This is a genomic window from Peribacillus sp. NPDC096540, from assembly GCF_050278525.1.
Classification (GTDB): Bacteria; Bacillota; Bacilli; order Bacillales; family DSM-1321; genus Peribacillus.
Genome location: NZ_JBNNTG010000007.1, coordinates 97465 through 123615 on the forward strand (window position 1 = coordinate 97465; position 26151 = coordinate 123615).

The 26151-nt window shown below is 40.9% G+C and carries 26 protein-coding genes, 1 tRNA gene, 1 pseudogene and 1 riboswitch; of the genes and pseudogenes, 22 read left to right on the forward strand and 6 right to left on the reverse strand.

The features are described from left to right. Positions 1–349: 349 nt before the first annotated feature. Positions 350–619: pseudogene (locus ACQKMR_RS09170) on the forward strand (ParM/StbA family protein); the annotation flags it as partial. 137 nt (positions 620–756) lie between these two features. Here the strand turns inward: ACQKMR_RS09170 and ACQKMR_RS09175 are convergent. Beyond that, positions 757–909: an FAD-dependent oxidoreductase gene (locus ACQKMR_RS09175; RefSeq protein ID WP_427697078.1), complete on the reverse strand. Its 153-nt coding sequence runs from the start codon at positions 907–909 to the stop codon at positions 757–759. 422 nt (positions 910–1331) lie between these two features. On the opposite strand from ACQKMR_RS09175, the gene ACQKMR_RS09180 reads away from it, so the two are divergent. Continuing rightward, positions 1332–2525: a ParM/StbA family protein gene (locus ACQKMR_RS09180; protein ID WP_427697019.1), complete on the forward strand. Its 1194-nt coding sequence runs from the start codon at positions 1332–1334 to the stop codon at positions 2523–2525. 8 nt (positions 2526–2533) lie between these two features. After that, entirely contained in the window at positions 2534–3076 is a 543-nt protein-coding gene (locus tag ACQKMR_RS09185) for a hypothetical protein (RefSeq protein WP_427697020.1), read from the forward strand. A gap of 97 nt (positions 3077–3173) precedes the next feature. On the opposite strand, the gene ACQKMR_RS09190 is transcribed toward ACQKMR_RS09185, so the two are convergent. Then, complete coding sequence (locus ACQKMR_RS09190; protein WP_427697021.1) at positions 3174–4466, reverse strand: NCS2 family permease; 1293 nt, start codon at positions 4464–4466, stop codon at positions 3174–3176. A gap of 319 nt (positions 4467–4785) precedes the next feature. Between ACQKMR_RS09190 and ACQKMR_RS09195 the strand changes: the two genes are divergently transcribed. Genes ACQKMR_RS09195 through ACQKMR_RS09205 form a run of 3 tightly spaced genes read left to right on the forward strand, consistent with a single transcriptional unit; the run spans position 4786 to position 8487 of the window. After that, positions 4786–6336, forward strand: a complete 1551-nt coding sequence (locus tag ACQKMR_RS09195) for a DEAD/DEAH box helicase (protein WP_427697022.1) — start codon at positions 4786–4788, stop codon at positions 6334–6336. Positions 6337–6351: 15 nt separating this feature from the next. Next, entirely contained in the window at positions 6352–7260 is a 909-nt protein-coding gene (locus ACQKMR_RS09200; protein ID WP_427697023.1) for a phosphotransferase, read from the forward strand. A 33-nt stretch (positions 7261–7293) separates the two neighbouring features. Then, complete coding sequence (locus tag ACQKMR_RS09205; RefSeq protein WP_427697024.1) at positions 7294–8487, forward strand: class I SAM-dependent methyltransferase; 1194 nt, start codon at positions 7294–7296, stop codon at positions 8485–8487. A 149-nt stretch (positions 8488–8636) separates the two neighbouring features. Here the strand turns inward: ACQKMR_RS09205 and ACQKMR_RS09210 are convergent, their stop codons facing one another. Next, positions 8637–10187: an ABC-F family ATP-binding cassette domain-containing protein gene (locus ACQKMR_RS09210; RefSeq protein WP_427697025.1), complete on the reverse strand. Its 1551-nt coding sequence runs from the start codon at positions 10185–10187 to the stop codon at positions 8637–8639. A gap of 359 nt (positions 10188–10546) precedes the next feature. Here ACQKMR_RS09210 and ACQKMR_RS09215 point away from each other — a divergent pair, with 359 nt between their 5' ends. Together ACQKMR_RS09215 and ACQKMR_RS09220 are read left to right on the forward strand one after the other, a co-directional pair. Further along, the gene (locus tag ACQKMR_RS09215) at positions 10547–12739 is read left to right on the forward strand and encodes a DNA topoisomerase III (protein ID WP_427697026.1); all 2193 of its coding nucleotides are present in this window, start codon (positions 10547–10549) and stop codon (positions 12737–12739) included. Positions 12740–12911: 172 nt separating this feature from the next. Further along, positions 12912–13541, forward strand: coding sequence for a nitroreductase family protein (locus ACQKMR_RS09220; protein ID WP_427697027.1), 630 nt, complete (start codon positions 12912–12914; stop codon positions 13539–13541). Between the two features lie 67 nt (positions 13542–13608). On the opposite strand, the gene ACQKMR_RS09225 is transcribed toward ACQKMR_RS09220, so the two are convergent. The 3 genes from ACQKMR_RS09225 to ACQKMR_RS09235 all read right to left on the reverse strand — a co-directional run bounded on the left by ACQKMR_RS09225 (position 13609) and on the right by ACQKMR_RS09235 (position 14873). Further along, positions 13609–13770 (reverse strand): hypothetical protein, encoded by a 162-nt coding sequence (locus ACQKMR_RS09225; RefSeq protein WP_427697028.1) that lies wholly within the window; start codon positions 13768–13770, stop codon positions 13609–13611. Positions 13771–14108: 338 nt separating this feature from the next. Further along, positions 14109–14585 carry a GNAT family N-acetyltransferase gene (locus tag ACQKMR_RS09230; protein ID WP_427697029.1) on the reverse strand — a complete coding sequence of 159 codons (477 nt, stop codon included), beginning with the start codon at positions 14583–14585 and terminating at the stop codon, positions 14109–14111. A 214-nt stretch (positions 14586–14799) separates the two neighbouring features. Beyond that, positions 14800–14873, reverse strand: a tRNA-Arg gene (locus tag ACQKMR_RS09235). Positions 14874–14944: 71 nt separating this feature from the next. On the opposite strand from ACQKMR_RS09235, the gene ACQKMR_RS09240 reads away from it, so the two are divergent. The 14 genes from ACQKMR_RS09240 (at position 14945) to ACQKMR_RS09305 (ending at position 26096) form a co-directional block, all read left to right on the forward strand. Beyond that, entirely contained in the window at positions 14945–15124 is a 180-nt protein-coding gene (locus tag ACQKMR_RS09240; RefSeq protein WP_427697030.1) for a hypothetical protein, read from the forward strand. 105 nt (positions 15125–15229) lie between these two features. Next, entirely contained in the window at positions 15230–16120 is an 891-nt protein-coding gene (locus tag ACQKMR_RS09245; protein ID WP_427697031.1) for a polysaccharide deacetylase family protein, read from the forward strand. A gap of 86 nt (positions 16121–16206) precedes the next feature. Continuing rightward, positions 16207–16381, forward strand: a riboswitch (cobalamin riboswitch). A gap of 158 nt (positions 16382–16539) precedes the next feature. Further along, on the forward strand, positions 16540–17511 hold the full coding sequence (locus ACQKMR_RS09250; RefSeq protein ID WP_427697079.1) for an ABC transporter substrate-binding protein: 972 nt from the start codon (positions 16540–16542) through the stop codon (positions 17509–17511). Beyond that, on the forward strand, positions 17474–18529 hold the full coding sequence (locus ACQKMR_RS09255; protein ID WP_427697032.1) for a FecCD family ABC transporter permease: 1056 nt from the start codon (positions 17474–17476) through the stop codon (positions 18527–18529). Before ACQKMR_RS09250 ends, ACQKMR_RS09255 begins: the two co-directional genes overlap by 38 nt. A gap of 5 nt (positions 18530–18534) precedes the next feature. Continuing rightward, complete coding sequence (locus tag ACQKMR_RS09260; RefSeq protein ID WP_427697033.1) at positions 18535–20007, forward strand: heme ABC transporter ATP-binding protein; 1473 nt, start codon at positions 18535–18537, stop codon at positions 20005–20007. Continuing rightward, the gene (cbiB, locus tag ACQKMR_RS09265; protein ID WP_427697034.1) at positions 20004–20969 is read left to right on the forward strand and encodes an adenosylcobinamide-phosphate synthase CbiB; all 966 of its coding nucleotides are present in this window, start codon (positions 20004–20006) and stop codon (positions 20967–20969) included. Before ACQKMR_RS09260 ends, cbiB begins: the two co-directional genes overlap by 4 nt. Then, on the forward strand, positions 20944–22017 hold the full coding sequence (gene cobD / locus ACQKMR_RS09270) for a threonine-phosphate decarboxylase CobD (protein WP_427697035.1): 1074 nt from the start codon (positions 20944–20946) through the stop codon (positions 22015–22017). The genes cbiB and cobD overlap by 26 nt, the downstream gene beginning before the upstream one ends. Further along, positions 21990–22565 carry a bifunctional adenosylcobinamide kinase/adenosylcobinamide-phosphate guanylyltransferase gene (locus tag ACQKMR_RS09275; protein WP_427697036.1) on the forward strand — a complete coding sequence of 192 codons (576 nt, stop codon included), beginning with the start codon at positions 21990–21992 and terminating at the stop codon, positions 22563–22565. The genes cobD and ACQKMR_RS09275 overlap by 28 nt, the downstream gene beginning before the upstream one ends. Then, on the forward strand, positions 22562–23353 hold the full coding sequence (gene cobS / locus ACQKMR_RS09280; protein WP_056527433.1) for an adenosylcobinamide-GDP ribazoletransferase: 792 nt from the start codon (positions 22562–22564) through the stop codon (positions 23351–23353). Before ACQKMR_RS09275 ends, cobS begins: the two co-directional genes overlap by 4 nt. After that, complete coding sequence (locus ACQKMR_RS09285; RefSeq protein ID WP_427697037.1) at positions 23311–23928, forward strand: histidine phosphatase family protein; 618 nt, start codon at positions 23311–23313, stop codon at positions 23926–23928. The genes cobS and ACQKMR_RS09285 overlap by 43 nt, the downstream gene beginning before the upstream one ends. Next, positions 23880–24308, forward strand: coding sequence for a bifunctional adenosylcobinamide kinase/adenosylcobinamide-phosphate guanylyltransferase (locus tag ACQKMR_RS09290; protein WP_427697038.1), 429 nt, complete (start codon positions 23880–23882; stop codon positions 24306–24308). The genes ACQKMR_RS09285 and ACQKMR_RS09290 overlap by 49 nt, the downstream gene beginning before the upstream one ends. Positions 24309–24322: 14 nt before the next feature. Next, positions 24323–24907 (forward strand): cob(I)yrinic acid a,c-diamide adenosyltransferase, encoded by a 585-nt coding sequence (locus ACQKMR_RS09295; RefSeq protein WP_053348407.1) that lies wholly within the window; start codon positions 24323–24325, stop codon positions 24905–24907. 2 nt (positions 24908–24909) lie between these two features. Next, positions 24910–25404 carry an ECF transporter S component gene (locus tag ACQKMR_RS09300; RefSeq protein WP_427697039.1) on the forward strand — a complete coding sequence of 165 codons (495 nt, stop codon included), beginning with the start codon at positions 24910–24912 and terminating at the stop codon, positions 25402–25404. Continuing rightward, a complete protein-coding gene (locus tag ACQKMR_RS09305) occupies positions 25401–26096 on the forward strand; it encodes an ATP-binding protein (RefSeq protein WP_427697040.1) in 696 nt (231 codons plus the stop codon). The genes ACQKMR_RS09300 and ACQKMR_RS09305 overlap by 4 nt, the downstream gene beginning before the upstream one ends. Positions 26097–26151: the final 55 nt, after the last annotated feature.

A 26151-nucleotide genomic window follows, 5' to 3' on the forward strand; every position in this document is an offset into this window, starting at 1 on the left:
TTTGTCCATTTATTACCATGCCCAAATTCTCCTTTTTTACGCTTGCTTTTATAAGAAGGAGACTATTAAAAAGTTAGTTTTTTTGTTTGTTTACAATATTGTATACATGCAAACAAAAATAGGTGGTTTGTACACAAAAAAGTAAACATGTTTACAAATGAGTACACATGGCTACATATATGGTGTGTACATATTTGTTCCTAATGTAAACAAAAATGAATACAATTCGACAAATAAAGCGATAACTTATGAAGCATTAACTATTATAGAAACCATTTCTAATAGAAGTGCTCCAACTAAATTTTTTATGAAAAAGAATTTGTGATGAGTCCACGTAGGAAATGATGCAATTAAAGCCATTTTTGGAAAACTAGAGTATGAACTATATATACCAAATGTCATTGCAAAAGACAGTGAAGACCGTCCGGTCATAGGAATCGAAGAACTCGATGAAAAAACCATTGGAAGGGATACATATTAGAGTCCATTCACCAGCCCTGAAAGACAATAATGCCATTTATCGTGGGGGAAATTTAGCGACAAAAAGTGATAACCCAACAGAACTAATATGGGGAGCAGTAAATCAGAGGAAGACCAAACATTAGTATTTGCGTATACATAAGCATCTTGTACATTCAAATTACATTCAATAGAATGTTCTTCTATCAATCCTTTGATAAGCTCCATTCCTTCAGCATTAAGCTTCATATAGTCTGGCCTTTTCTTCACCGTGATCAGTAATCAACTGGTCGTAAATCAAGCCGTGATTTTTGCGGTTGTATGGCCAGTTGTTCCATTAAGTATCTCGCCTGCCTGAATGAGTGTGGCTAGCACAACTTGCTTGGCTAATAGATAAGCTGAAGTAATGCCCGTAATTCCGCCACCAACAATTAAGACATCAGATGTTATATCTGTTTCTAGCTTAGAAAACGAAGGAAAGGATAAAGTACTGTGCCAATATGGCTCCGGTTATTTGATTACCTCCATACGTTAGTAATTAGTCCATTTATTAACATGCCCAAAATCTCCTTTTATACGCTTGCTTTTATAAGAAAAAGATTTTTAAAAGTTAGTTTTTCTATTTGATTACACTTTTGTATACAAGTAGACAAAAGTAGACGGTTTGTACACAAAGAAGTAAACGTGTTTACAAATGAGTACACATGGCTATATATAATGTGTGTACATATTTGTTCCTAATGTACACGAAAATGAATACAATTCGACAAATAAAGCTACAACTTATGATGGATTGACTATTATAGAAACCTTTTCTATGCTTAATAGAGTGTTCCACCTAAATTTTTTTTAAAAAGGGGATGTTTTTTTAGATGAGTTCTAGAATCGCAGCAGTAGACGTAGGAAATGATGCAATTAAAGCTATTTTTGGAAAGCTAGAGTCTGAATTATATATACCAAATGTCATTGCAAAAGACATTGAAGATCGGCCGGTCATAGGAATCGAAGAACTCGATGAAAAAAACCCATTGGAAGGGATACATATTAGAGTCCATTCACCAGCCCTGCAAGACAATAATGCCATTTATCGTGTCGGAAATTTAGCGACAAAAAGTGATAACCCAACAGAATTAGATTTGGGGAGCAGTAAATCAGAGGAAGACCAAACATTAGTAATGCTTTTTGCGGCTCTTGCATTGGATGCTGCCAAGCAAGGGAACAATGATAAGTTCAAAAAAGTAAATAACGTTGTCGAAGCGAATTATACGCTGGGCACGGGTCTTCCTCTTCGGGAAGTTAAGGAAGGGAAAGATGTTGGATACCGTTCGAAGTTACTGGGTTCCGTTCACCAAGTAGAATTTTTAATTACACCCAAATACCAAGGTATGAAGGTTAATCTTAAATTTGATGAAGTGAAAGTCTATCCAGAGGGCTTCGCCGCATATATTAATTTAGTCATGGATAATGATTTGAATATCATTAACCGTGAATTAATAGATAGAAGAATTCTCATTCAAGATATTGGAGGACTATCGACAGATATCGCGGTCATTAAAAACCGTAAAGTTGACGATGATAAGGCGCAAGGATTCAATCTTGGAGTAGCTGAGGCTCTTGAATCTATTCGTGAAGAAATCAGAAAAAAACACGGTGTCGAGTTGGATAGCAGACGTGATGTCGTTGAAATCATCACGAAGAAAAACGACCGTAATCATATTATGGTTCGTGGGAGCCGGACAAGCGTCCATGATATCATCGACCGGATTTTAGGAGAACTAGCGAAAAAGCAATACCGTCACCTACGTAACGTATGGCAGAAAAACTCGCAAACGGAAATCTGCTATTTTGTCGGCGGAGGATCGATTGTCTTGAAAGATTATCTGAAAACGCTAAATCAAAATTTTGATGGCTACAATATAGACTTTTTTGAAGATGAACGGGAAAGCGTTTGGATGATGGCCAACGCCTATTATAAATTGATTTCGGATTTTAATCGCCGGAATTCAAAGGAACAACATCAATCCCAGCAAAAGAAGAAAGAACAAAGATCAGGTGCTGTTAAATAGGTGAGAGAATGAAAAAAACAGCTTCTTCTGAAATCAAAAGAGGACAAGCCATCACTTTTCGTATCCCTTCAGATGTATCAGATTATACGTTAAGACAGCTGCAGAAATTGAAGGAAACAGAAAGAAGGAATTTTTCCAGTAAAATTGCCGAGTATGTTCTCGATGGAATCGGACAATCCACTCATCAGGAACGGGAAATGATTGCTCTACCCATGCCGAACAAGCTTAGCAAATCTCAGCGTGACTGGCTCAAGCATTCCCACTCAGAAGCTATGCTTGGAACGATTATGTACCATCTTTTATCCGATCCTTTACGCGCGACAGCCTTGCTAGCCTCATTGAACAGTAATGTAATTAATGAGGAGATTTATTTGCAGGATGAGCCCAAAGAACAGGATACTGAAGTGGTGCAGGAGGAAATATCTAAGAAAGATTTGGATGACTTTGATTGGAGTTTGAATGAAACCACACAACAAGTGGAGGAACCAGAACCTGAAGAGGAAAACCTTGATGATCTTCTTGGTGATTTTCTTGATCAAATGAATCAATAAATATGTAGAAGGGTATCTGACAACAAGTTGGATACCCTTCTTTTTTATTAACGGGGAATTTCAAAAAAGAGTGACCTTAGGGCCCCTCTTGAATGAATTAAGCTAGGAAAATTAATTGATAGAGGAATAGAATTGCAAACATGTACACTAACGGGTGCACTTCCCGGAACTTTCCTCTAGCAATTTTTAAAATTGGATAAGCGATGAATCCAAGTGCTATCCCATTGGCGATACTTGATGTTAACGGCATTGCGACAATGACCAAAAAAGCTGGGAAAGATTCATCAAAATGCGTCCAGTCAATTTCGTTAATGCTTTTAATCATCATGCTTCCTACAATAATTAGGCTTGGTGCCGTGATTGCCGCTACATTTGAGACAGCTCCGATAAGGGGGCTGAAAAAAGCGGTTATTAAGAAAAGAATGGCAACGACAAGAGCTGTTAATCCTGTTTTACCGCCAGCACCTACGCCAGCAGAAGACTCAACTGAGGCCGCGGTAGGGCTTGTACCGAACATGGCACCAACAGTTGTACCAATGGAGTCTGCAAAGAAGGCACTCCCGGATTTCTCAAGCTTCCCATTTTTCAGCAATCCAGCTTGACGTACAATACCAAGTAACGCTCCGGTTGTATCAAATAGCATGACAAGTAAGATTGAGAAGACAACTCCATATAGCCCGTAGTTAATGACATCTGCAATGGATGTGATTGGATTGGCGACGATTATTCCCTCAGGTAATGACGGTGTCGAAACAAAGCCATCAATTTTTAACTGTCCGGTAAAGAAGGCGATAATGGCTGTGACGATCATTCCGATGAATATTGCTCCCTGCACATTACGTACAATTAACACAATCGTTATTACCAAACCAACTAATGTAAGTGCCACACTAGGGTCTCTAAAGCTTCCGAGAGTAACTAAATTGGATTCATGACTTGTAACAACGCCTGACAAACGAAGTCCAATAAAGGTAATGAATAGTCCGATTCCAGCACTGATTGCATGCTTCAAATTATTGGGGATGGCTTCGATCAATTTTGAACGGAAAGAGGTAAGTGATAAAAGGATAAAGATAATCCCTGTAACAAAGACTGCCGAAAAGGCAACTGTGTATGAGATATTATGGGTGCCTAGCACTGAGTACGCAAAATAGGCATTCAGTCCCATCGCTGGTGCTATGACAATTGGATAATTGGCTAAAAGAGCCATGCAAAGAGTACCTACTATGATTGCAATGATGGTTGCTGTGAAGGCCTGGTCAAAAGGGACCCCAGCATCAGAAAGAATCATTGGGTTTACAACTATGATATAAGCTAATGTTAAAAAGGTTGTAAGCCCCGCAAGTACTTCCGTCTTAATATTTGAATTCCGTTCTTTTAATTTAAACATGCGGTTACTCCTTTTTTATATACAAAAAATCCTTGTACTAATCATTACAAGGAGGAGGTGCTTACCCTTTTTTCAAGTAAGTAGCTCGGTAGTATAATTTATTTGATAATAAAATCTAATAAATTATATTAGAAAAACAACTAAAGTACAATAGCATGAAAAATTTACAGTGACAGGTTTTCTCGAAATTAGATAATGATATACTAACAAATAGCTTAGATTAAGGAATTTCCCCTTAAAGCAACGTTCCTAAAGGTGACTTACGAGTTTTTTAATGGAAAAAACAGGGGAATAACAAATTTAGAGAGTAGGTTTATATATGACAAATTTCATCGACTTGGGCGTTAGCCCGGCGATTAACACGATATTAAAACAAATAGGAATTTCTAACCCGACACCTATCCAGGAGAAATCCATACCAGATATTCTTGCGGGAAGGGACGTCATCGCGAAGGCACAAACAGGGACTGGGAAGACCTTGGCGTTTTTGTTGCCGATTTTAGAAAAAGTCGATCCGGCTGCACCCCACATCCAATCGCTAATTGTTACCCCAACTAGAGAATTAGCTTTGCAAATCACAGCGGAACTGAAAAAGTTTGCTAATGAAATTGAGGAGCTGCAGGTACTTGCTGTATATGGTGGACAGGATGTAGAACAGCAAATGAAAAAGTTGACACGAAATATTTCTGTCGTGGTTGCCACGCCAGGCCGGCTTTTAGATCATTTACGCAGAGGTACCATTGATTTATCGCAAACACAGACACTCGTTCTGGATGAAGCTGATCAGATGCTTCATATTGGCTTTTTACCGGAAGTAGAAGAGATTATGGGGCAGCTTCCAGAGGAACGGCAGACATTGCTCTTTTCCGCCACAATGCCTGAACAAGTTCATCAGCTGGCTAAACGCTACATGAATAAACCATTAACTGCGGCAGTAAAGGCTGAGCAAGTTACAGTCGAACAAATCCGCCAACTTGTTATTGAGACGACAGATCGTGCCAAACAGTCTTCGCTAATTACCATCATAAAAGAAGAACAGCCTTATCTGGCCATTATTTTTTGCCGCACAAAACGCCGTGTTTCAGTCTTGAATGATGCACTAAAGTCCGCTGGCTTTAATTCTGAGGAACTTCATGGGGACCTTTCACAGGCAAAAAGAGAACGTGTTATGAAAAACTTCAGGGATGCAAAGCTCCAATATTTAGTGGCAACGGACGTTGCTGCACGGGGGCTGGATGTAGAAGGAGTGACCCATGTATTTAACTATGATGTCCCAGAGGATGCGGAAAGCTATATTCACCGAATTGGTCGTACAGGACGAGCGGGTGAGAATGGTTTAGCCGTAACCTTTATTGCCACTAAGGACTTGCAGCTGTTAAGTGATATCGAAAAAGGAATTTCCATGAAAATTGAACGAAGAACAATTGAAGGCGTCAAAATGTTCCAACCTGATGAGGTGGGTCATAAAAAGAAGCGTTATGAAGGTTCTTCAGAAGAGGGAACGCGTCGCCCACGTACAGGAGGAGGTCGACGCCATAGAGAGCGTATAGATACAAGAGGGCCTAATCGAGGAAGTCACCGTTCTGCTAATCAAGCAGATAACCGTGAAATAGAGCTAGAGAAACCACGCGGAGGTCGTATGGAAAATAGTCGTGGACTGAAACGTGAGAATCCACGCGGTGGACGTACGGAAAACAGTCGCGGCCCAAAACGTGAGAATCCAAGGGGAGGACGTCCAGAAGACAGCCGTGGACCGAAGCGCGATAATACCCGTGGAGAACGCCAGGGAGCAAAAGGGGGAAATACCCAAGGGCCAAGTAATAGGAGAGGCGGATCTGGGAGCTCTTCTAATAGAGGAAGAAACAGGTAAAAGGAGGCGGTGGAAGTGGAAAAGCCTTGGTTGGCAGAATATCCAGTTTCCTTAGAGTTAGCAGAGAAATTAATCAGGTTGCAGTTTCCAGAGATTGAGTTGAAAGAGATAAACCAACTTGGCGAGGGGTTTGATAACACGGTCATTCAACTTAATGAGCAATATGTATTCCGTTTCCCTCGACGCCCCATTGCAGTCACGTTAATCCAAGTGGAAAATCAACTTCTGCCCTCGATAGCAAGTAACTTTCCGCTTGCTATCCCTGAACCGATTTTTTTTGGTAAACCAAGTAGCATTTATCCATATCCCTTTACAGGTTATAAAATGGTAAAGGGATACTTGCCTGTGAAAGAATCAGATGAAAATAAGATTATATCAGCAAAAAGATTCGCCCATTTTTTAAAAGAACTTCATAGCTTTCCTGTGGAAAAAGCGAAGCAACTAGGCGTGAAGCCTGATGAAATGATGAGGCTAGATATATCCTTTCGACAGAAAATCCTAATGGAAAATGTCTCAACTCTATTAAAACTAGGTTACTCTGAGCAGGCATATGTGGTTAAGGCTTTTTTTGAAAATCTCAAACCATTGAATGTACATCATCCAATCTCACTCGTTCATGGAGACATTCATATCCGGAACGTTTTACTCGATAAAAAAGGTGTTCTCGCTGGGATTATTGATTGGGGAGATGTTCATATCGGAAATCCAGCCATTGATTTTTCCTTTTTATACAGCTATTTTCCAAAAGAAGCACGCCAAGTATTTTTTGAGATTTATGGTGACATCGATAAGGAAATGGAGAGCTTGGCCCGGTTCAGGGCAATATATATGCTTGTTACTTTACTCGTCTATGGCATTGATCGTCAGGATGAACAGCTGATAACTATAACGAGCACTGGTTTGAAATTGGCTATAGAAGAATAATTGTTACTTTCTTTTAATGATTAGGAGGTTAATATGAAAGCAAGTTATTTTCATACAATTACGTTAATAGGGAAAATGTTGAATAAATCTAACATTCCTTACCAATACACAGGTCAATCTGCTCTGTTTGTGCAAGGAGTGGAGGTTGATGAGGACGGGTACAAGAACATCACCATTGATGTGCAATGGGATGTCTTTAATGAGGCTTTTGAGCTTTTTTCTGAATTCGTCCTTACGCAGCCAGAAAAAAATCCGGAGTCTTCCTCTTTTCTAATGGAGGTTGATGGGGTTTCAGTCACAGTTCGCTGTTTGTTTAACATGACTATTAAAACAGATCCTTATCGATTGTCTATAAAGATTGGAGAAATGGAGATTTGGTGCCGGTCGTTGTACAGTTATTTATACGACGAGGAGATGAAGAAGTACAGCGCTGAAATTCATGCCTTCTTATCTGCCAAGCAGCAGGGGTTCACAGCTGAAAATGAACAGGCATGGAACCAGAATAATTATTTAGCGCTTGTCAATCGTTACGGAAAACCCGAGGAACTGGCATCTAAAATCAGACAAAATCCCAAATGGAGACTGCATCCATTTTATAAATATATGGGAGATGTAACGGGTAAAAAAATCACTCATTTAATGGGGTCAAATGGCGTTAAAGCTGTTGCCCTGGCCATTATAGGGGCCAATGTCAAGGTAGTTGATTTTTCTCAGGAAAACGCGACTTTTGCAAAGGAATTGGCAAAAGAGGCGGATGTTTCCATAGAGTATATCATCTCGGATGTGCTGTCATTATCATCTGAACATGTATCTGAGAATCAGGATTTGGTTTTAATGGAGCTGGGTGTGCTTCACTACCTAATTGATCTTCAACCATTACTAGAGAAAATAAAAATGATTTTAAAGCCAGGTGGACGATTCGTTTTACATGAATTCCACCCTATTTCAACAAAACTCATTACCTCTAATGGTAAAAAACATAAGGTGGCAGGCAACTATTTTGCTCCAGCAATTGAAAACAACGAGGTCGCTTTTTCCAAGCATATGCCGGATGAAGAAAAAGAGAGCCTTTCAAAAGTTGTTCAGCGTAAATGGACAATAGGAGAACTTATAACGGCAGTAGGTCAATCAGGGCTTGTTATCAAAGTACTTGAGGAAGAACCAAACCATAAGATCCACGATATCGGTCTTCCAAAAACATATACCTTGGTAGCGGAACGAGTGTAAAATTGTAGATAAACAGTAAATTAAAAAGCTGACTGAAGGGGGAATTAAGGAACCTCGTTCAGTCAGCTTTTTTAGATTTAAGATGCCCCTTATATGAAAATTCCCATAATAAAGAGGGCGCCGCATTAAGCGGACACCCTCTAAAAAATTTAATTTTGGTTCGACCATTCTTCTACATCCCATACTTTTGTAATCCAATCTTCATAGAAATCAGGTTCATGACAGACGAGGACAATCGTACCTTTATACTCTTTTAACGCACGTTTTAGTTCTTCTTTCGCGACAACATCCAAATGGTTGGTCGGTTCATCAAAAAGCAGCCAGTTACTTTCTGTAAGCATGAGCTTACACAAGCGTACCTTCGATTGTTCACCACCACTTAAGTGGCTCATTGGACGTGTAATGTGCTCGTTTTTCAAGCCAACTCGAGCAAGGATGGCGCGTACCTGCGGTTGATCGAGATGTGGGAATGCATTCCACACTTCATCGATTGGTGTCGTGTTGCCTGCTTTCACTTCTTGCTCAAAATAAGAAGAGAAAAGGAAATCGCCAAGGGATCTTTTTCCGCTTAGAGGATCAATTTTACCAAGAATCGTTTTTAACAGCGTAGATTTCCCTACTCCGTTACAGCCAACTACGGCAATTTTTTCCCCTCGTTCGATGGTCATCGATAGCTTTGGAAGCAATGGACGGTCGTAGCCAATTTCCAAATCCTCTCCTTCAAATACATAACGGCTGCTTGCACGTGATTCTTTGAAGTCAAAAGTCGGTTTCATTGCAGTCTCCGGACGATCGATGCGTTCCATGCGGTTCAATTGCTTTTGACGACTCTTTGCCCGACCGGTCGTTGAGTAGCGGGCTTTATTTTTAGCAATGAAATCTTCCTGCTTTTTAATGAATTCACGTTGTTTTTCATATGCATTGATGTGCTGATTTTTATTCAATTCAGCAAGCTCCAGGAATTTTTCATAAGTTGCCGTGTAACGGGTCAATTTTGAAAATTCAAGATGGAAAATGACGTCGACGACCCCGTTCATGAACTCGGTATCATGCGAAATTAATAAGAATGCATTAGGATATTCCTTTAAATAGCTGCTCAACCAGCGGATATGCTCTACATCCAAGTAGTTCGTCGGTTCATCAAGGAGAAGTACTTCAGGTTGTTCTAAAAGTAACTTGGCTAGTAAAACTTTTGTCCGTTGTCCACCGCTTAGGGCAGAAACGTCACGGTCCAATCCGATTGCATCTAATCCCAAACCGCGTGCTGCCTCTTCAATTTTAATATCTAGGTTGTAAAAACCACCAGCTTCAAGCTTGTCCTGGATTTCACCCATTTGTTCTAAAAGTTCTTCAAGTTCTTCAGGAGTAGCTGTCCCCATTTTCTCTGTTACTTCATTCAATGCTTTTTCTTGCTCAAATAATGGTAAGTACGCATCCCTTAAGACGTCGCGAATCGATTTACCTTTTGAAAGAATCGTATGTTGATCAAGATAGCCATATTCGACACCAGGTGTCCACTCAACACGTCCTTCATCGTGAATCAGTTGTCCTGTAATGATATTCATCATTGTTGACTTCCCAACACCATTTGCCCCAACTAGACCTACATGCTCGCCAGCCATTAGACGGAAGGAAACATCCTTGAATAAGGTACGATCGCCAAAGCTGTGCGCTAATTTATCTATAGAAAGTAAGCTCATTTATATTGAACCTCCCAATTAATTTGAAAAAATCTCTACGTTTCATCATACTAAAATCTGTACTAGATTGCTATCTAATCTTATTTACATATGAGCCCTCTATTAAACGGAATTAGTGGGAGGATCATGTTCGAAACTTTTAAAGATTGGCTTATAACTACTGACTCTTGACCAATCGAATAATGGGTTACACATCTTCAGGCAAACAGTGATTGAGGAATTATTATTTTTTAATTATGAACATGAAATCCAGCATTGAGAATCATGTTTTTTGCGTGTTATGTCTTTGTACTTTATCGCTCCTGCATAAATTATATGAGATAATGAGCGAAGCAGTTTAAATGGGAAAGGATGTTATTATGAGTAAAACAGTCGTACTGGCCGAGAAACCATCGGTCGGAAGAGATATAGCAAAAGTGCTGAATTGCGGAAGAAAGGGTAATGGTTTTTTTGAAGGCGATCAGTATATCGTTACTTGGGCACTCGGTCATTTGGTGACCCATGCCGATCCGGAAACTTATGATGAAAAATATAAAACGTGGCGTCTTGAGGACCTGCCTATGCTGCCTCCTTCCTTAAAATTAGTGGTGATCAAACAATCAGGCAAACAATTTCAATCGGTTAAAACGCAATTGAACCGGAATGATGTCAAGGATGTCATCATTGCAACTGATGCAGGTCGTGAAGGAGAGCTCGTAGCGCGTTGGATTCTGGAAAAAGCGAATGTGAAGAAGCCCATCAAGCGGCTTTGGATCTCCTCTGTAACGGATAAAGCTATTAAAGATGGCTTTAAAAAGCTGAAAGAGGGAAAAGAGTATGAAAACCTATTTGCCTCTGCGGTAGCTCGAGCGGAAGCAGATTGGATAGTCGGTATGAATGCAACACGGGCGCTCACAACCAAGCACAATGCCCAGCTATCCTGCGGTCGGGTTCAAACACCGACACTCGCGATGATTGCCAAAAGAGAAGAGGAAATCAAACAATTCCAGCCAAAGAAATATTATGGTATTTCAGCAACAGCAGAGTCCAAGTTGCGACTTGTCTGGCAGGATGCGCAATCAAAAGATATCCGCACATTTGATAAAGCGAAGGCAGAAAAGGTTCTTGCTGATGTGAAAGACAAAAAGGCGGAAGTGGTGGAAGTGAACAAAGCCCATAAGAAAAGCTTTGCTCCTTCTTTATATGATTTAACAGAACTTCAGCGAGATGCGAATAAGAAATTCGGTTATTCGGCGAAAGAAACGTTATCGATCATGCAGCGCTTATATGAAAGCCATAAGGTCCTGACTTACCCAAGGACGGATTCACGCTTCTTATCAACGGATTTGGTGGATACGCTAAAAGAAAGATTACAGGCTGTCAGCATCAAACCATATGCCCCGTATGCATCTAAAATATTACGTGGTCCAATTAAAGCAAATAAATCGTTTGTGGACGATAGCAAGGTTTCAGATCATCATGCAATCATTCCGACTGAGCAAACCCCACTTCCAGGAAAACTGAGCGACAAAGAATCAAAAATATATGACTTGGTTGTCAAAAGATTCCTGGCTGTATTAATGCCGCCGTTTGAATATGAACAAACGACCATCAATGCAAAAATAGGGCAAGAAACGTTTATAGCTAAAGGAAAGGTCGTCTTGAAATCAGGCTGGAAGGAAGTCTATGATCATTCCTTTGATGAGGAAGAGGCTAAGGATGGCCTTGCTGAGCAACTGCTTCCGACCGTTCAAAAAGGTGACAATTTAGTTATTTCGACGGTGAAACAAACGGATGGAGAAACAAAACCACCTGAACCATTCAATGAAGGATCCCTACTTTCAGCAATGGAAAATCCTGCTCGGTTCATGGCTGGGGAAAGTAAAGAACTCATCAGGACTTTAGGGGAAACAGGCGGGATTGGTACCGTTGCGACTCGGGCTGATGTTATTGAAAAATTGTTCAACAGTTTCCTGATTGAAAAGAGAGGGAAGGGTCTTCATGTTACTTCGAAAGGGAAACAACTCCTCGAGTTGGCTCCTGAGGACCTACGCTCTCCGGCATTAACAGCACAATGGGAACAAAAGCTAACGGCCATCGCAAAAGGAAAGCTGCCAAAACAAGCTTTCATCGGCGATATGCGTACCTATGCCAAAAATATCGTTCAAGAAATCAAAAATAGTAACCAAAAATTCAAGCATGATAATGTGTCTGGTACCAAATGTCCGGATTGCGGCAAGCTGATGCTCGAAGTAAATAGTAAAAAGGGGAAAATGCTTGTCTGTCAAGACCGCGAATGTGGCTACAAAAAAGGCGTTTCACGTGTAACAAATGCCAGATGTCCACAGTGTCACAAAAAGATGGAAATGCGCGGTCAAGGAGAGGCGCAGACATTCACCTGTAAATGTGGTTTTCACGAAAAACTTTCTTCTTACAATAAACGAAGAGGGCAAAACAAGAATCAAAAAGTATCAAAAAATGAAGTCTCCAATTATATGAAAAAGCAAAATAAAGAAGAGCCGATAAATACTGCCTTGGCGGACGCTTTGGCCAAACTGAAATTTGATAAATAAAAGAAAGGAGCCCTTCAACTGTTTGCCATAGGCATATAGTTGAGGGGCTCTTAATTTTTTGACAGAAAGTTTCGGACAATTATTTCGCAGGCAATATTCTTGATGTTTTTGCTTACTAATTGTAATTTATACTAATTAAGTAAGTTAGTTTCTAACCTAAGGAGGCACCACTGTGAATTTACCAACCGATCAAAACTTATCCACGATTATAAAAGAACGTCATTCTGTAAGAAAATATGATCCAACATATAAAATTTCAAAAAAAGAAATTGAAAATATATTAGATGAAGCTACCCAAGCTCCTTCTTCAAGTAATCTCCAAGCTTGGCGCTTTATCGTTATCGAGGATCAGAATACAAAAAAGGAATTACGCCAGATAGCCAATAATCAAGAATCTGTTGAAACATCCTCTGCTGTCATTGCCGTATTAGGGGATACTGAAATGTATAAAAACGTAGACAAAATTTATGGCATGAATGTGGCAGCTGGATTTATGGATCAGGCAACACGTGAGCGTATGGTTAGTAATACAATGAACACGTACCCTCATGCTCCTAAGGAAACTCGAGAAAGCATTGCTAACTTTGATGCAGGGCTCGTTTCGATGCAGCTTATGTTGATTGCTAAGTCCAAGGGCTATGACACCGTTACAATGGGTGGATTTAACAAGCAGCAGTTCATTGAAAAGTTCGATGTGCCTGAACGTTATGTTCCTATTGTCTTAATAGCGATAGGAAAGTCGGCAGGACCTTCTTTCCAGACAACAAGATTGCCGTTGAATGAAGTCGCAAAATTTATTTGAATGAACAAATAAATGCAGAAAAGGATGGGGCGAATGCTCCATCCTTTTCATTATGCCGCTACTTCAATTAAATCTCATTCAGTACGGTGCCGTGTATATCATATTCAAGTGTTTTGTCTGTTGTGTGTTTATCCGAATCTAATGGTGTAAGCCTACTGAATGGCTTATGATCACCCGGACTGAAAATTGCTTCATCATTCTCTGGATTCCATAGGCTGTAAATACTCATAATTAGTATCCTCCTTGGGTGAGAAGACTTGTAATTCCCTTCTTGATTATCAACTAATTTTTCAATTAACTCTAACGCTGATCACCTGGACTAAACACCGCTCCATCATTCTCTTTGTTCCATGGGCTTCTGATTGTACTCAACGTGCACATCATCTCCTTTGGTGAGAATGTCTTACAGTATTTGTATACCCGGATAGGACAGGTTAAAACATTTATTTTCAAAAAAGGCATAAATATATACTGGCTGTAACGGATATCCATTACTTTTCTGCAGATATATATCGAAAAAAGTAATTAATCAAAATTTCTCTTTACCATCAAACAGATAAATATGAATTAAATGGTCATTTTCATAATGTATTGTTCGCCAATCATTCCGGCCCTTCTCATACCAGTATCTTGAAATCCAACCTTTACATATAGTTTTTGTGCGGGGATGTTCTTATGATTAACAGCTAATACAATTTCATCACAATTAGGAAATTCTGATTTAACAAACTCGGCCAGTAGGAGCATACCTTGTTTTGCATAGCCCTTTCCCTGCTTAGCATGATCAACTGATAATGCAGTCAGCAACATGGCATTCGGATTAGTCGAATATTCATTTACGCGATCTGTTGAATGCAGTAAAAAGAAACCCACAGGTTCATCATCACTTAAAATGACGATACGATGCTGTCCTTTTGTTACTTCAGTAAAATTGTTGGGCAAGGCAGTAAATAGGCCTTGTTCTTCAGGGAGTTCAAAATGATTTAGTTTTTCTGAATATTCATCTGAAAAATGCTTTAATTCAATGAAATTTACCATTTCCATAAAATGATTCCCCTAACCTTTTTACTTTACATTACCATAAAATAGTCGATTTTTTGCATACCTTTGATAATTTCAAAAAGGAAGATCACTTGAAATGTAAAACCATGAGAAGCTGCATGATCAATATCTAAATTTTGGATAGAGCCATACCAGCCAGAAAAAACCCTGCTACAACACGGAGGAACCGTAGTATAACAGGGTTTATAAACTTTAGCGTCCCAGATAGGAATCGAACCTACGACCTACAGCTTAGGAGGCTGTCGCTCTATCCTACTGAGCTACTGGGACATATAAAAATTCGACGACTTATTCATTATATTTCTTATAGGCAAACTTTTCAAGTTAATAGCATTATACTTATGAAAATATTCATTTGTAGCCTAGAAGTCATGACAGAAGCCCGGATGAATGAATACTTTGGAATTGAAATGAAGAAGATTATTTATGAAGAAGATGATAACTTTTTGATTGAAACGATGGTGCCGAAAGATTTAGGCATTCCGCGTGATCAAAGTACTTGTCGATTTAATAGTTTTTAATCAAGAAAAAAAGGGTAGCTATACATCTGCCCTTTTTTTCGTTAAATGGAATACTTTATTATTTCCTGGTTTTCTGGTACTATTATGCTAGAAAAAATTAGGAGAATGATAGTGGGGAAATATAGAGGTTTATGGATGGTGACGCTGCTGGGGATTTTAATTTTACCAGCATGCTCACAAGGGATTTTAGAAGGTATAGGCACAAAGACGGCTGCGCCGATTACTGAAGATAACATTGAATTGGTTTCTGCAGCGGAGGAAGGCGGGCAGGATTCGGAGGACGAATTATATCCTGAACGAATCGATACGAGAAACTGGATAATAGCAGAGTCCGCAGTACAGCTGCCAATTTTGATGTATCATAGCATTTCTGAAGGCAATGACCTTCGGGTACCAAAAGAGGAATTCCGATTACAAATGGCCTGGCTTCGGGAAAATGGTTACTATACATTATCCCCTGAAGAAGCATTTCTCGTTTTAACCGAAAATCGGATACCAAGTGAAAAGTGTGTCTGGCTTACTTTTGATGATGGCTATACTGATAACTACACGGACGCTTTCCCTATATTAAAAGAATATGATATGAAAGCGACTGTCTTCATGATCGGGAAGTCCATCGATAAAGGTCATCACCTTACTGAAAATCAAATGGTGGAGATGAGCGGGAAAGGGATTTCCATCGAAAGTCATACGATTAACCATCTTGAGCTGAACCGCATGACGGCAGAGCAGCAAGAAGCGGAAATGGTCCAGTCAAAGGATCTGTTCGATCGTATCCTCCAACAGGAAACGACAGTGCTTTCCTACCCAGTTGGTCGTTATAATGAAGAGAGTCTTAGGCTTTCAGAAGAGGCTGGATACAAGATGGCAGTCACTACTGAACCTGGAGGAGCTTCAAGGGACCAAGGGATGTATTCCCTGCATCGAGTTCGGATTTCACCTGGATTATCAGTCGGTGGGTTCGCGTCGCTGATAGAAAATGCTTCAAATCATTGAAGATGGACGGTGCATTTCAAACTTGTTCAGAAAAATCATATAATAATCGATTCTTACATGGTGTATAATGAAGGCAGTGAAAATTATATACATATGAACGATTTGGTGTCTTAATGACTTAAAAGGGAAGTTGGTGAAATGCCAGCGCGGTCCCGCCACTGTATATGGGAGCTAACGGCTGTGTACCACTGTATGGGATATGGGAAGGTGCCGTTGACGATGACCATGAGCCAGGAGACCTGCCAAGATTCGTACACCTGTAACCTACGCGGATGGGAAGGTGTGTGGCAGACCCTAAGAGTCCGTAATTATATTGTTGCCATACAAGCATCTTCCGTTTAACGGGAGGTGCTTTTTGTTTTGGGGGCATCTTCCGAGATTATTAGGTGGGAAGAAATTAAATGAAAAGATTGTGGGGAATGAAAATGAAGAAGATTTTTGGTCTGATATTGTTGATGTTGCTTACTGCAGGCATGATGGTTGGCTGCAGTGACGCTACTGATGAAGGAAAAGAAAAGCAGCAAACGAATCATGCTCAACACGAAGCTTTCCCGGTTACGATTAAAGATGCAACTGGGGAAAAAGTAACGATAGAACAAAAACCGAAGAAAATCGTTTCATTGATACCAAGTAATACGGAAGTGGTCTTTGCACTTGGTTTGGGTAAAAAGGTCATTGGTGTTTCCGACAATGATAATTACCCGGAAGAAACGAAAGAAATTGAAAAAGTTGGCGGAATGGAAATGAACACGGAGCTGATTGTCTCATTGAAGCCTGATCTTGTTCTTGCCCATGCATCCAGTGCCCATAATTCGAATGAGGGTTTAAAGCAGCTTAAGGATGCTGGAATAGATGTCCTTGTAGTCAATGATGCACAAAGTTTTGACGAAGTCTATGAGTCTATTGATATGATTGGACAGGCAACGGGAGAACATGATAAGGCAAAAGAAATCGTTACGGATCTGAAAACGAAGCTCAAGGATATCCAGGAAAAAGCCAAATCCGTAAAGGAAGAGGAGAGGAAGACCGTTTTAGTGGAAGTTTCGCCTTCACCGGAAATATACACACCTGGAAAAAATACTTTCATGAATGAGATGCTTAATATTATTTCAGCGGAAAATGCAGCGGCTGAATTGGACGGTTGGGCAAAAATTGATGAAGAATCGATGATTGCTGCAAATCCGGATGTCATCATTACAACGTATGGTTATTATACAAAAGATCCAGTAAGTGAAGTGACGGGCCGAAAAGGATGGCAAGACGTAAATGCTGTTAAGAATGGCCAAGTCTTTGATGTCTCTTCTGACTTGGTGACCCGTTCCGGTCCACGCTTAATAGAGGGAGTAGAGGAACTTGCCAAATCAGTCTATCCGAACCTATTTGACAACTAAATGGACGTTTGCTTATTTAATTGCGTTATTATTTTTGCTTTTCGCAATGACGATAGGCATTTCCTTTGGTTCGGTGCCAGTACCGATTCCCGTACTTATACAAATAATCGGCAAGGAGATCTTTCATTTACCGATTTCAGTTGATCCGGATGTAATGCTTACGAATATCGTGATGAACATCCGCTTGCCGCGTGTGTTGCTTGCGGGTTTAGTTGGGGCATCACTCGCGATTGCCGGGGCAGCCTTTCAGGGACTGCTTCGGAACCCGCTTGCTGACCCCTACACATTAGGGATTTCATCAGGAGCATCGGTAGGTGCTGTATTGACATTGTTTTTGAATATATCATTGCCATTTATCGGTTTATATACCCTGCCGACGTTAAGTATCATGTTTTCATTGCTTACGATTTTCTGTGTGCTAACTTTTGCGAGAAAAATGGATCGATCGATGAAAGTAGAAACAATCATTTTAACCGGAATCATTTTCAGCTCGTTTTTAAGTGCCTTCATCTCATTAATGATTGCGTTGACGGGCGAGGAATTAAGACAAATCATTGGATGGCTGATGGGAAGCGTTTCAATGCGGGGCTGGAATTATATCGCGATTATTTTGCCGTTTTTTATCATTGGTTCGTTGATCTTGGTTATGAATACCCAAGAATTAAATGCGATGACGTTTGGGGAAGATCGTGCAAAGCATTTGGGTGTGAATGTTCAGCGGCGAAAAATGTGGATTCTAATAGCAGGTTCGATATTAACTGGGGCAGCCGTTGCCGTTTCGGGAACGATTGGCTTTGTAGGATTGGTTATTCCTCATTTGGTCCGTAGGATTTGGGGGCCAGATCATAAGCATTTGTTGCCGTTATCTTTGCTCGTAGGAAGCGGATTTTTAATTTTGGCTGACCTTGTAGCAAGGACAATCATTGCACCTTCGGAACTGCCGATTGGTGTAATTACCTCACTTATCGGGGCCCCGGCATTTGCCCTGATTTTATTAAAGAGACGGAGAGAGGGGTAGAATTCATGCTTGAAGTTAAAGAGCTAACAGGTGGATATGGCAATAAAGCTGTTTTGGACTCTGTCTCTTTTGACGTACATAAAGGGGAATTATTTGGGATTCTCGGTCCAAATGGCAGTGGAAAAACGACACTATTAAGTATGCTTAGCGGGGTTCTCGATTATAAGGCAGGAAGTGTACGAATAAGGGGAAGAGACTTGAAGGAGTATTCGGCTAAACAACTTGCACAAGTTATAGCCGTGTTGCCTCAACATTCCTCATTAGCCTTTTCCTATACGGTAAAAGAGACTGTTTCTCTTGGCCGTTATGCTCACCAAACAGGCTGGTTTCATAGTTGGAATTCCGAAGATGAAGTGATTGTCCAACGTGTGATGAAGCAAACAGGAGTCGCAGATTTTCAGGATCTTCATTTTGAACGGTTATCAGGCGGTGAGAGACAGCGGGTCTTACTGGCACAAGCACTTGCCCAAGAACCGGAAATTCTTTTTTTAGATGAACCAACGAACCACTTGGATCTTTCCTATCAAAAGGAGCTTCTTGATTTAATGAGTAAAATGGCCAAGGAGCTGGAGCTAACAGTTATCTCAATCTTCCATGACTTGAATTTGGCCGGCTTGTACTGTGATCGGCTGATGTTGCTTGAAAAGGGACAAATTCAAGTCATTGATGTGCCGAATGAAGTGCTCCAACAGGAACGGATTCAGGAGGTATACCGGACGACGATAGAAAAACATCCGCATCCTGCACTTCCGAAGCCGCAAATGTTCATTGTACCGGAAAAGCATATATGTGATTTCACACCTTTGGAAATTGATGAAACCTATTTAACGGTGGGCACCGAAATAATTCAATTGAATTCGCCAATTCCGCTTAGAACGATGTCTTCAGGTGTGACCGGTTCCGGTACGGGGTGGCATCAACATTTCGTGAATAGGCATGTTCATCGTGATTATAATTGCGAGGATCACTTTGCTGAAATGGCTGGCTTTTTAAAAACACACGGGTTTGAACCGCAAGAAACTGTCGGAATGATGACAGCTGTCTTTCTCGATACAGTGACCTTCAAGTTATTAAGAGATGATGATTTCTCGGTTTTTATCATCGTGACGGCTGGAGTGGGGAATGCCATCGACGCCTCTTTAGCTGAAATGCATTCTTGGATTTCCACTCCAGGAACCATAAATACATGGATCTTTGTAAATGGGCACTTGGCAGAAGAGGCCTTTATCCACAGCATTGTCACCGCGACCGAGGCAAAAGTAAAAGCGCTTCATGATTTGCGCGTTTTGGATAAGGTGACAAATACATTGGCGACAGGAACATCGACAGACAGTATTTTGATTGCAGCGTCCCAAAGAGGGAAGGCGCTTCAATATGCAGGCACCATTACTCCGCTAGGGAAATTGATCAGTCGCGGTGTATATGATTGTACCGTAGAAGCAATAAAGAAAAATCGGAAACGGATTGAGGAACTATGATTTACCATCACCTTTTTGCTGTTACACTAGCTTTTTTCTTTGATCTATTAATAGGTGATCCACCAAATTGGCCACATCCCGTTAAATGGATAGGAACGTTGATAAGCAAGTTTGATCATGCATTCAATAGAGGTACACATAAAAAACGAAATGGCCTCTTCATGCTGGGAATTGTTTTAACATTGGTGTTATTGACAACAGGTCTAACCGTCTATTTAGCTTATCTTATACATCCGCTTGCGGGAATCTTATGGGAAGCTGTTGTTATTTCTACGACGATTGCTCAGAAGGGCTTAAAGCAGGCAGGAATGGATGTGTGTCATCCACTGAATGAACAAGCTTTTCCTGAAGCGAGGTTAAAGCTTTCCTATATTGTCGGTCGTGATACTGCTGATCTTGATGAATCTGAAATAGTCAGGGGCACTGTAGAAACCGTGGCTGAAAATACTAGTGATGGAGTTACGGCTCCACTGTTTTGGGCAGCAATTGGCGGTGCTCCGCTCGCGATGATGTACAGGGCAATTAATACGTGCGATTCAATGGTTGGTTACAAAAATGATAAATATGGACAATTTGGCTGGGCTTCAGCTAAGCTCGATGATATTGTGAACTGGGTTCCCAGTCGCCTTACTGGTTACTTGATGCTACTAAGCTCTAAATCTAGCTATCATAGCTTGGGAGTTAGATGGAAGATCTTGTTCAATGATGCGAAAAAACACCCAAGCCCGAATAGTGGGTGGTGTGAAGCGGGCGTTGCTGCAATTTTGGGAGTACAGCTTGGCGGCCGGAATATGTACAAAGGAGTAGTTTCTGACCGTGCCAGGATGGGCGTTCCGCTTGTGCCGTTAGAAGCAATACATATACAAAAAACGATTACCATCATGCATCGGACATCTTTTATATTTTTACTGATGCTTTGGTTAGGGGGGCTTACTCTTGGCATTACCTTCTCATGGCTCTAATCCGCATTATCTTTACGAAGCGCTGGAAATCGAGATGCCTGAATCAGTTCTCGATTTTAGTGCTAATATCAACCCATTGGGTCCTCCTTTACGTATAAAGGAGCGGTGGTCCGAATTCTTCGAAGGAATCTTAGATTACCCAGATCCGCATGCCATTGAACTGACAAAATTAATTGCAAAAAAAGAAGCGCTTCCTGAGCAATCCGTTTTGGTAGGTAACGGTGGTGCGGAAATAATAATGTTGGTAGCGAACAGGTTAGCCAATAAAAAGGTCTTAATCATTCAGCCTGCATTTGCGGAATATGCAGAAGCTTGTTTAGCAGCCGAATGCGAGGTAGACTTTCTTCAGCTCGAAGCACCGGAGTGGGAACTCAATCTTGATCGATTGCTCCCTCTTTTACCTGAATATAATGCAGTCTTTTTATGTACGCCTAATAATCCGACAGGGATTTCTTTTAAGCAAGAAGCAGTAAGGGAATTAATCAAAGAATGCGGTAAAGCAAATTGTCTGGTTGTTTTGGATGAGGCTTTTTATGATTTTACGGAAAACGCCTTTACTTATGCTTCTTTAATTATGCAATTCCCCCATTTACTGATTCTACGATCAATGACGAAAATTTTTGCAATTCCAGGCTTGAGGTTAGGCTATTTACTGGCGGCACCAGACATCATAAATCAGGCAAAAACCTACAAACCGCATTGGAGCGTCAATCATGTGGCATTAGAAGTAGGGAAAATCTGCCTTTATGAAGAAGAATATACAGAAAAAACGAGAGCGTATATTCAATTGCAAAAGCAGAAACTTTTCCGGTTTTATGAAGAGCAGGAGTTGATTGTTTCCAATAGCGCGGTCAATTTTTATTTAGTGAGAGATGAATCCTTATCCCTTTTGCCTTTTTTATTAAAAAGGGGCATCGTACCACGTCATACTTATAATTTTCCAGGGCTAGACGGAAAGTGGCTCCGGTTCGCAGTGAAGAGTGAACGTGATAATGCCACGCTGATGGAGGGGGTAAGACAGTGGAGAAATCTAGGCTCTGTTTTATAACCGGTGGTGTCCGGAGCGGTAAAAGCCGTTTTGCAGAAAAAAAGGCAATAGAATATGCAATCCAATTGAGTGGGAACTTGCATTACCTCGCTTGTGGCCGGGTCAGTGATGCAGAAATGGAAGAACGTATCCGCCGGCACCAAAGGGATCGTAAAAGTAGTCCAATTGTTTGGAAGACTTGGGAATACTCGACGAATATTACACGGATAGGGGCAGACCTAAATCAAGATTCAATAATCCTACTCGATTGCCTGACAACCCTACTGGATAATGAATTATTCAGCTCCAATATACCGCTTGAAAAGGAGTTTTTACATAGCGTTTTCACAAAAATAATCAGCGGAATTAATGAGATAAGAAAACAAGTCAGCTGTTTGATAATCGTAAGCAACGAAGTGGTACAGGAGCCGATTTTTCAAAATGAGTTCCTCCATATATACGGAAAAATGCTGGGCCTGCTTCATCAAGCAGTCGTCGAGCAGGCAGATGAGGCCTATCTTGTTGAATCAGGGATTCCATTATTGATGAAAGGGTGCATGCAGGAATGAACGGATGGATTGGATTTTTGATTAACCTGCAGTTCTTTACCGTGTTCCCAATAAAGAAACAGCTCCCGATGGATAAGAAATATATCCACCGTGCCATTCAAACTTTTCCTTTAGTCGGGCTTTTCCTAGGTCTGATATTGGGAGGTGTTTTATACGCGTTAGTAGAGTGGACCCCATTGTCATCCCTTTCGATTGCGTTTGTGGTTTGGTTTTTAACGATGGCATTAACAGGCGGTTTGCACCTCGATGGTTGGATTGATGCAAGTGATGCCTTCTTTTCCTATCAGGATAAAGAGAGGCGTCTAGAAATCATGAAGGATTCCAGGACAGGCGCATTCGGTGTCATCTCCGTCATCGTACTTTTGGCCGCCCGGTTTATATTTATCTATGAAATCGTCGATAGAGTCAATGAGTGGACATACTTTTTAATTATCAGTCTTCCACTTTTAAGTAAATGTGTGATGGGCTATTTACTTAGCCGGATGCCATTGGCAAAAAAAGAGGGACTTGGTGCTTTCTTTCAAAGTGCAGTAAGGAAAAACAGTTTATATATTTATTGGTTGTATTTTATTGTGAGTTTTGCGGTTGCATGGAGCATCGATTTCAAGCTTGTCACTTTATTTTTTATCATGTGTCTGGCTGCTCTGCTCTTCCTGTTGTATATAAAGCGGAAAATCGTCAGTTGGTTCGGTGGGATAACAGGGGATGTATTGGGTGCATCCGTGGAAGGAGTTGAGCTCTGGTTATGGCTGATTCTGTGGCTATTACACTACTTCGCCATGGGCTGACAGAAGCAAATGAGCGAAAATCTTATTTAGGCTGGACAGATTCTCCATTAAGTATCAAAGGAGAAAAGGAAATTCTAGGCTTAAGGGGTTCTTACCCACAGTATGAAAAAATTCACACAAGTGATTTGCCTCGTTGTATTGAAACCGCAAGACTGTTGTTTCCAGATGTTGTTCCGATAAAACACACTGCGTTCCGTGAAATGAACTTCGGCAGTTGGGAAGGGCGAACTTATGAAGAGTTGAAGACTGATGGCGATTATCAAAAATGGCTAGAACGTCCTATGGAGGCAATGGTGCCTGGGGGCGAAAGTTATCTAGAATTTTCCGGACGTGTTCAAAAAGGCTGGAACCAATTGATTTCCGGTGAGGAAAGCCAATATGTTCTAATGACTCATGGGGGAGTAGTACGTGAATTACTTGTCCGCTATGCGCCGGTGGAAAAGTCTTTTTTTGATTGGGGAATTTCCCACGGTATGGGGTATGAGCTGATTTGGGAGGACCGGAACAGCTTAAGGAGGGGTGAACGTTGCACTTTGTTACAGGTGGCGCCTATAATGGGAAAACAAAATGGGTAAAGCATTTTTATGGGTTGGAAAGTGAGATTCTTTGGCTTTCCGGTTATCAAAAAGAACAGCCGACTATGAGGGATTTTCAAGGCAATACCGTGGTATTGCATGGGTTGGATGCATGGATCCAACAAGATGCAGAAAAGATGGATGCAGAGTCGATTCGAAAACGGTGGAAGGAAATCATGGCTGACTGGCGAATATGGGAGAAAGAAAAGGATGCTCACAACTGCATTGTAATTGGATCGGATATTTCCAAAGGAATTGTTCCGATGGAAGCACTTGATCGCAAATGGCGCGATGCCTGCGGCTGGGTCTTTCAAGATGTAGCCTCCTTATCAAACCGTGTGGATATCATTTGGTACGGTATCAATCAGCAAATAAAATAGAGGAGGAAATAGAGATGAAAATTTATACACGTACTGGGGATAAGGGACAAACTAGCGTAATCGGAGGACGTCTGGACAAGGATGACATCCGTGTTGAATCTTACGGAACAGTGGATGAAGTGAACAGCTATATCGGCCTTGCAGTAACTGAATTGGACTCAGCGATTTTTGCGGACGTACTAACGGACTTGGAAAAAATTCAGCATGAGTTATTTGACTGTGGCGGTGATTTGGCGACAGTTTCTGAGAAAGCTCCGCAAAAGCTAACGGATGAAGCAATTACCTATTTAGAAGAACGAATTGATGCCTTTATCGTCGAAGCACCGGAATTAGAAAAGTTTATCCTTCCAGGAGGCTCAAAAGCGTCTGCAACCATTCATATTGCACGGACAGTTACACGCAGGGCGGAGCGGTTGGTTGTTTCTTTGATTAAGTCGGGTGCGGCAGTTTCACCATTATCTCTACAATATTTAAATCGTTTGTCTGATTACTTCTTTGCTGTAGCACGCGTTATTAATTTCCGCCTTGGCGTGAAAGATGTGGAATATATCCGAAGCGCAAATGTATTCCGTGGAGGAAAAAGAAAGGAAAAAGAGTAAATATGAACGTAAGAAAAATTAGTGCAATTGCTATTTTTATTGCTTTATCGGCGGTTGGGGCAATGATTAAAGTCCCTTCCCCAATAGGCAGTATTGCTTTAGACAGTTTTCCGGCCCTTTTGGCGGCTGTCGTACTTGGCCCGGTGTCCGGAGCTATAGTAGCTGGACTTGGTCATATTATTTCAGCTTTCATAGGTGGCATGATACTAGGACCTTTCCATTTTTTGATCATGGTAGAAATGGCAGTCCTCGTTTGGATGTTTGGCGTTTTATATGTACACGGAAAGAAAATAGGCGCGTTTTTCCTCTTCTTTATCGGTAATGCCTTCATCTTAGCCCTACCTTTCGCATTTCTGGTTAGCCCTGAATTCTACACGATGCTGGTTCCGGGGTTAACAGGGGCTACAGCAATAAATGTAGTGTTGGCGGCCCTTTTACTTCCACGTCTAGAACCAGTTTTGAAAAAAGTGATTTTAAAAGATGGATTCGTAGAATGAATGATTCATTGATCTTACCGTTTACGGAGTCACAGTCATTAGTCGTTTCAAGTGATAATAGTGGCGGAATTGGGTTGAAGGAAAAAGATCTCGTTCTAGTCCCATATGAAGTTGTTGGATATTTTTCATTTCGGGTTGCCGTTATGGAGTGCCTGGCTGCCAGCGGAAGTCCTATGACCGTTGTCCTTCATAATTTCTGTGGCGATGAAGCCTGGGATGCCTTGAAAATAGGCGTCATGAAGGGAATGGATGAAATGGGTCTGGACCTCTCTATTACAGGAAGCACCGAAAGTAACATGCCGCTTCTTCAATCCGCACTTGGTCTTATGGTGATTGGAAAACGTAGGAATGAACGTGTAATGAGGCCAATTCTTCAAAGGAAAATGGCCCTTATTGGCAGGCCGCTTGTTGGGGAAGAAGTTATGAAACATCAAGAGTGGATCGCGCCGTTATCTTTATATAAAAGCCTTTGTGAGCTTGAAGAAGTTCAGGTACTTCCTGTCGGCTCAAAAGGAATAGCATATGAATGGAAGCATCTGGACCCAAGCGGGGAAGGTGTTTCTGTACATATAAGTAGTAAAGTGGATACCGAAAAATCCTCAGGACCATCTACTTGCTTTCTTATTATTTATCCTGAAAACATGGAGGATGAAATCAAGCTCCAATCCGGTTCTCTTTTTCTGGGTGAATGATTATTTTATGAATTATTTAGGTATCGAGTTTAGTTCATAATGAACTGGTTCGGTG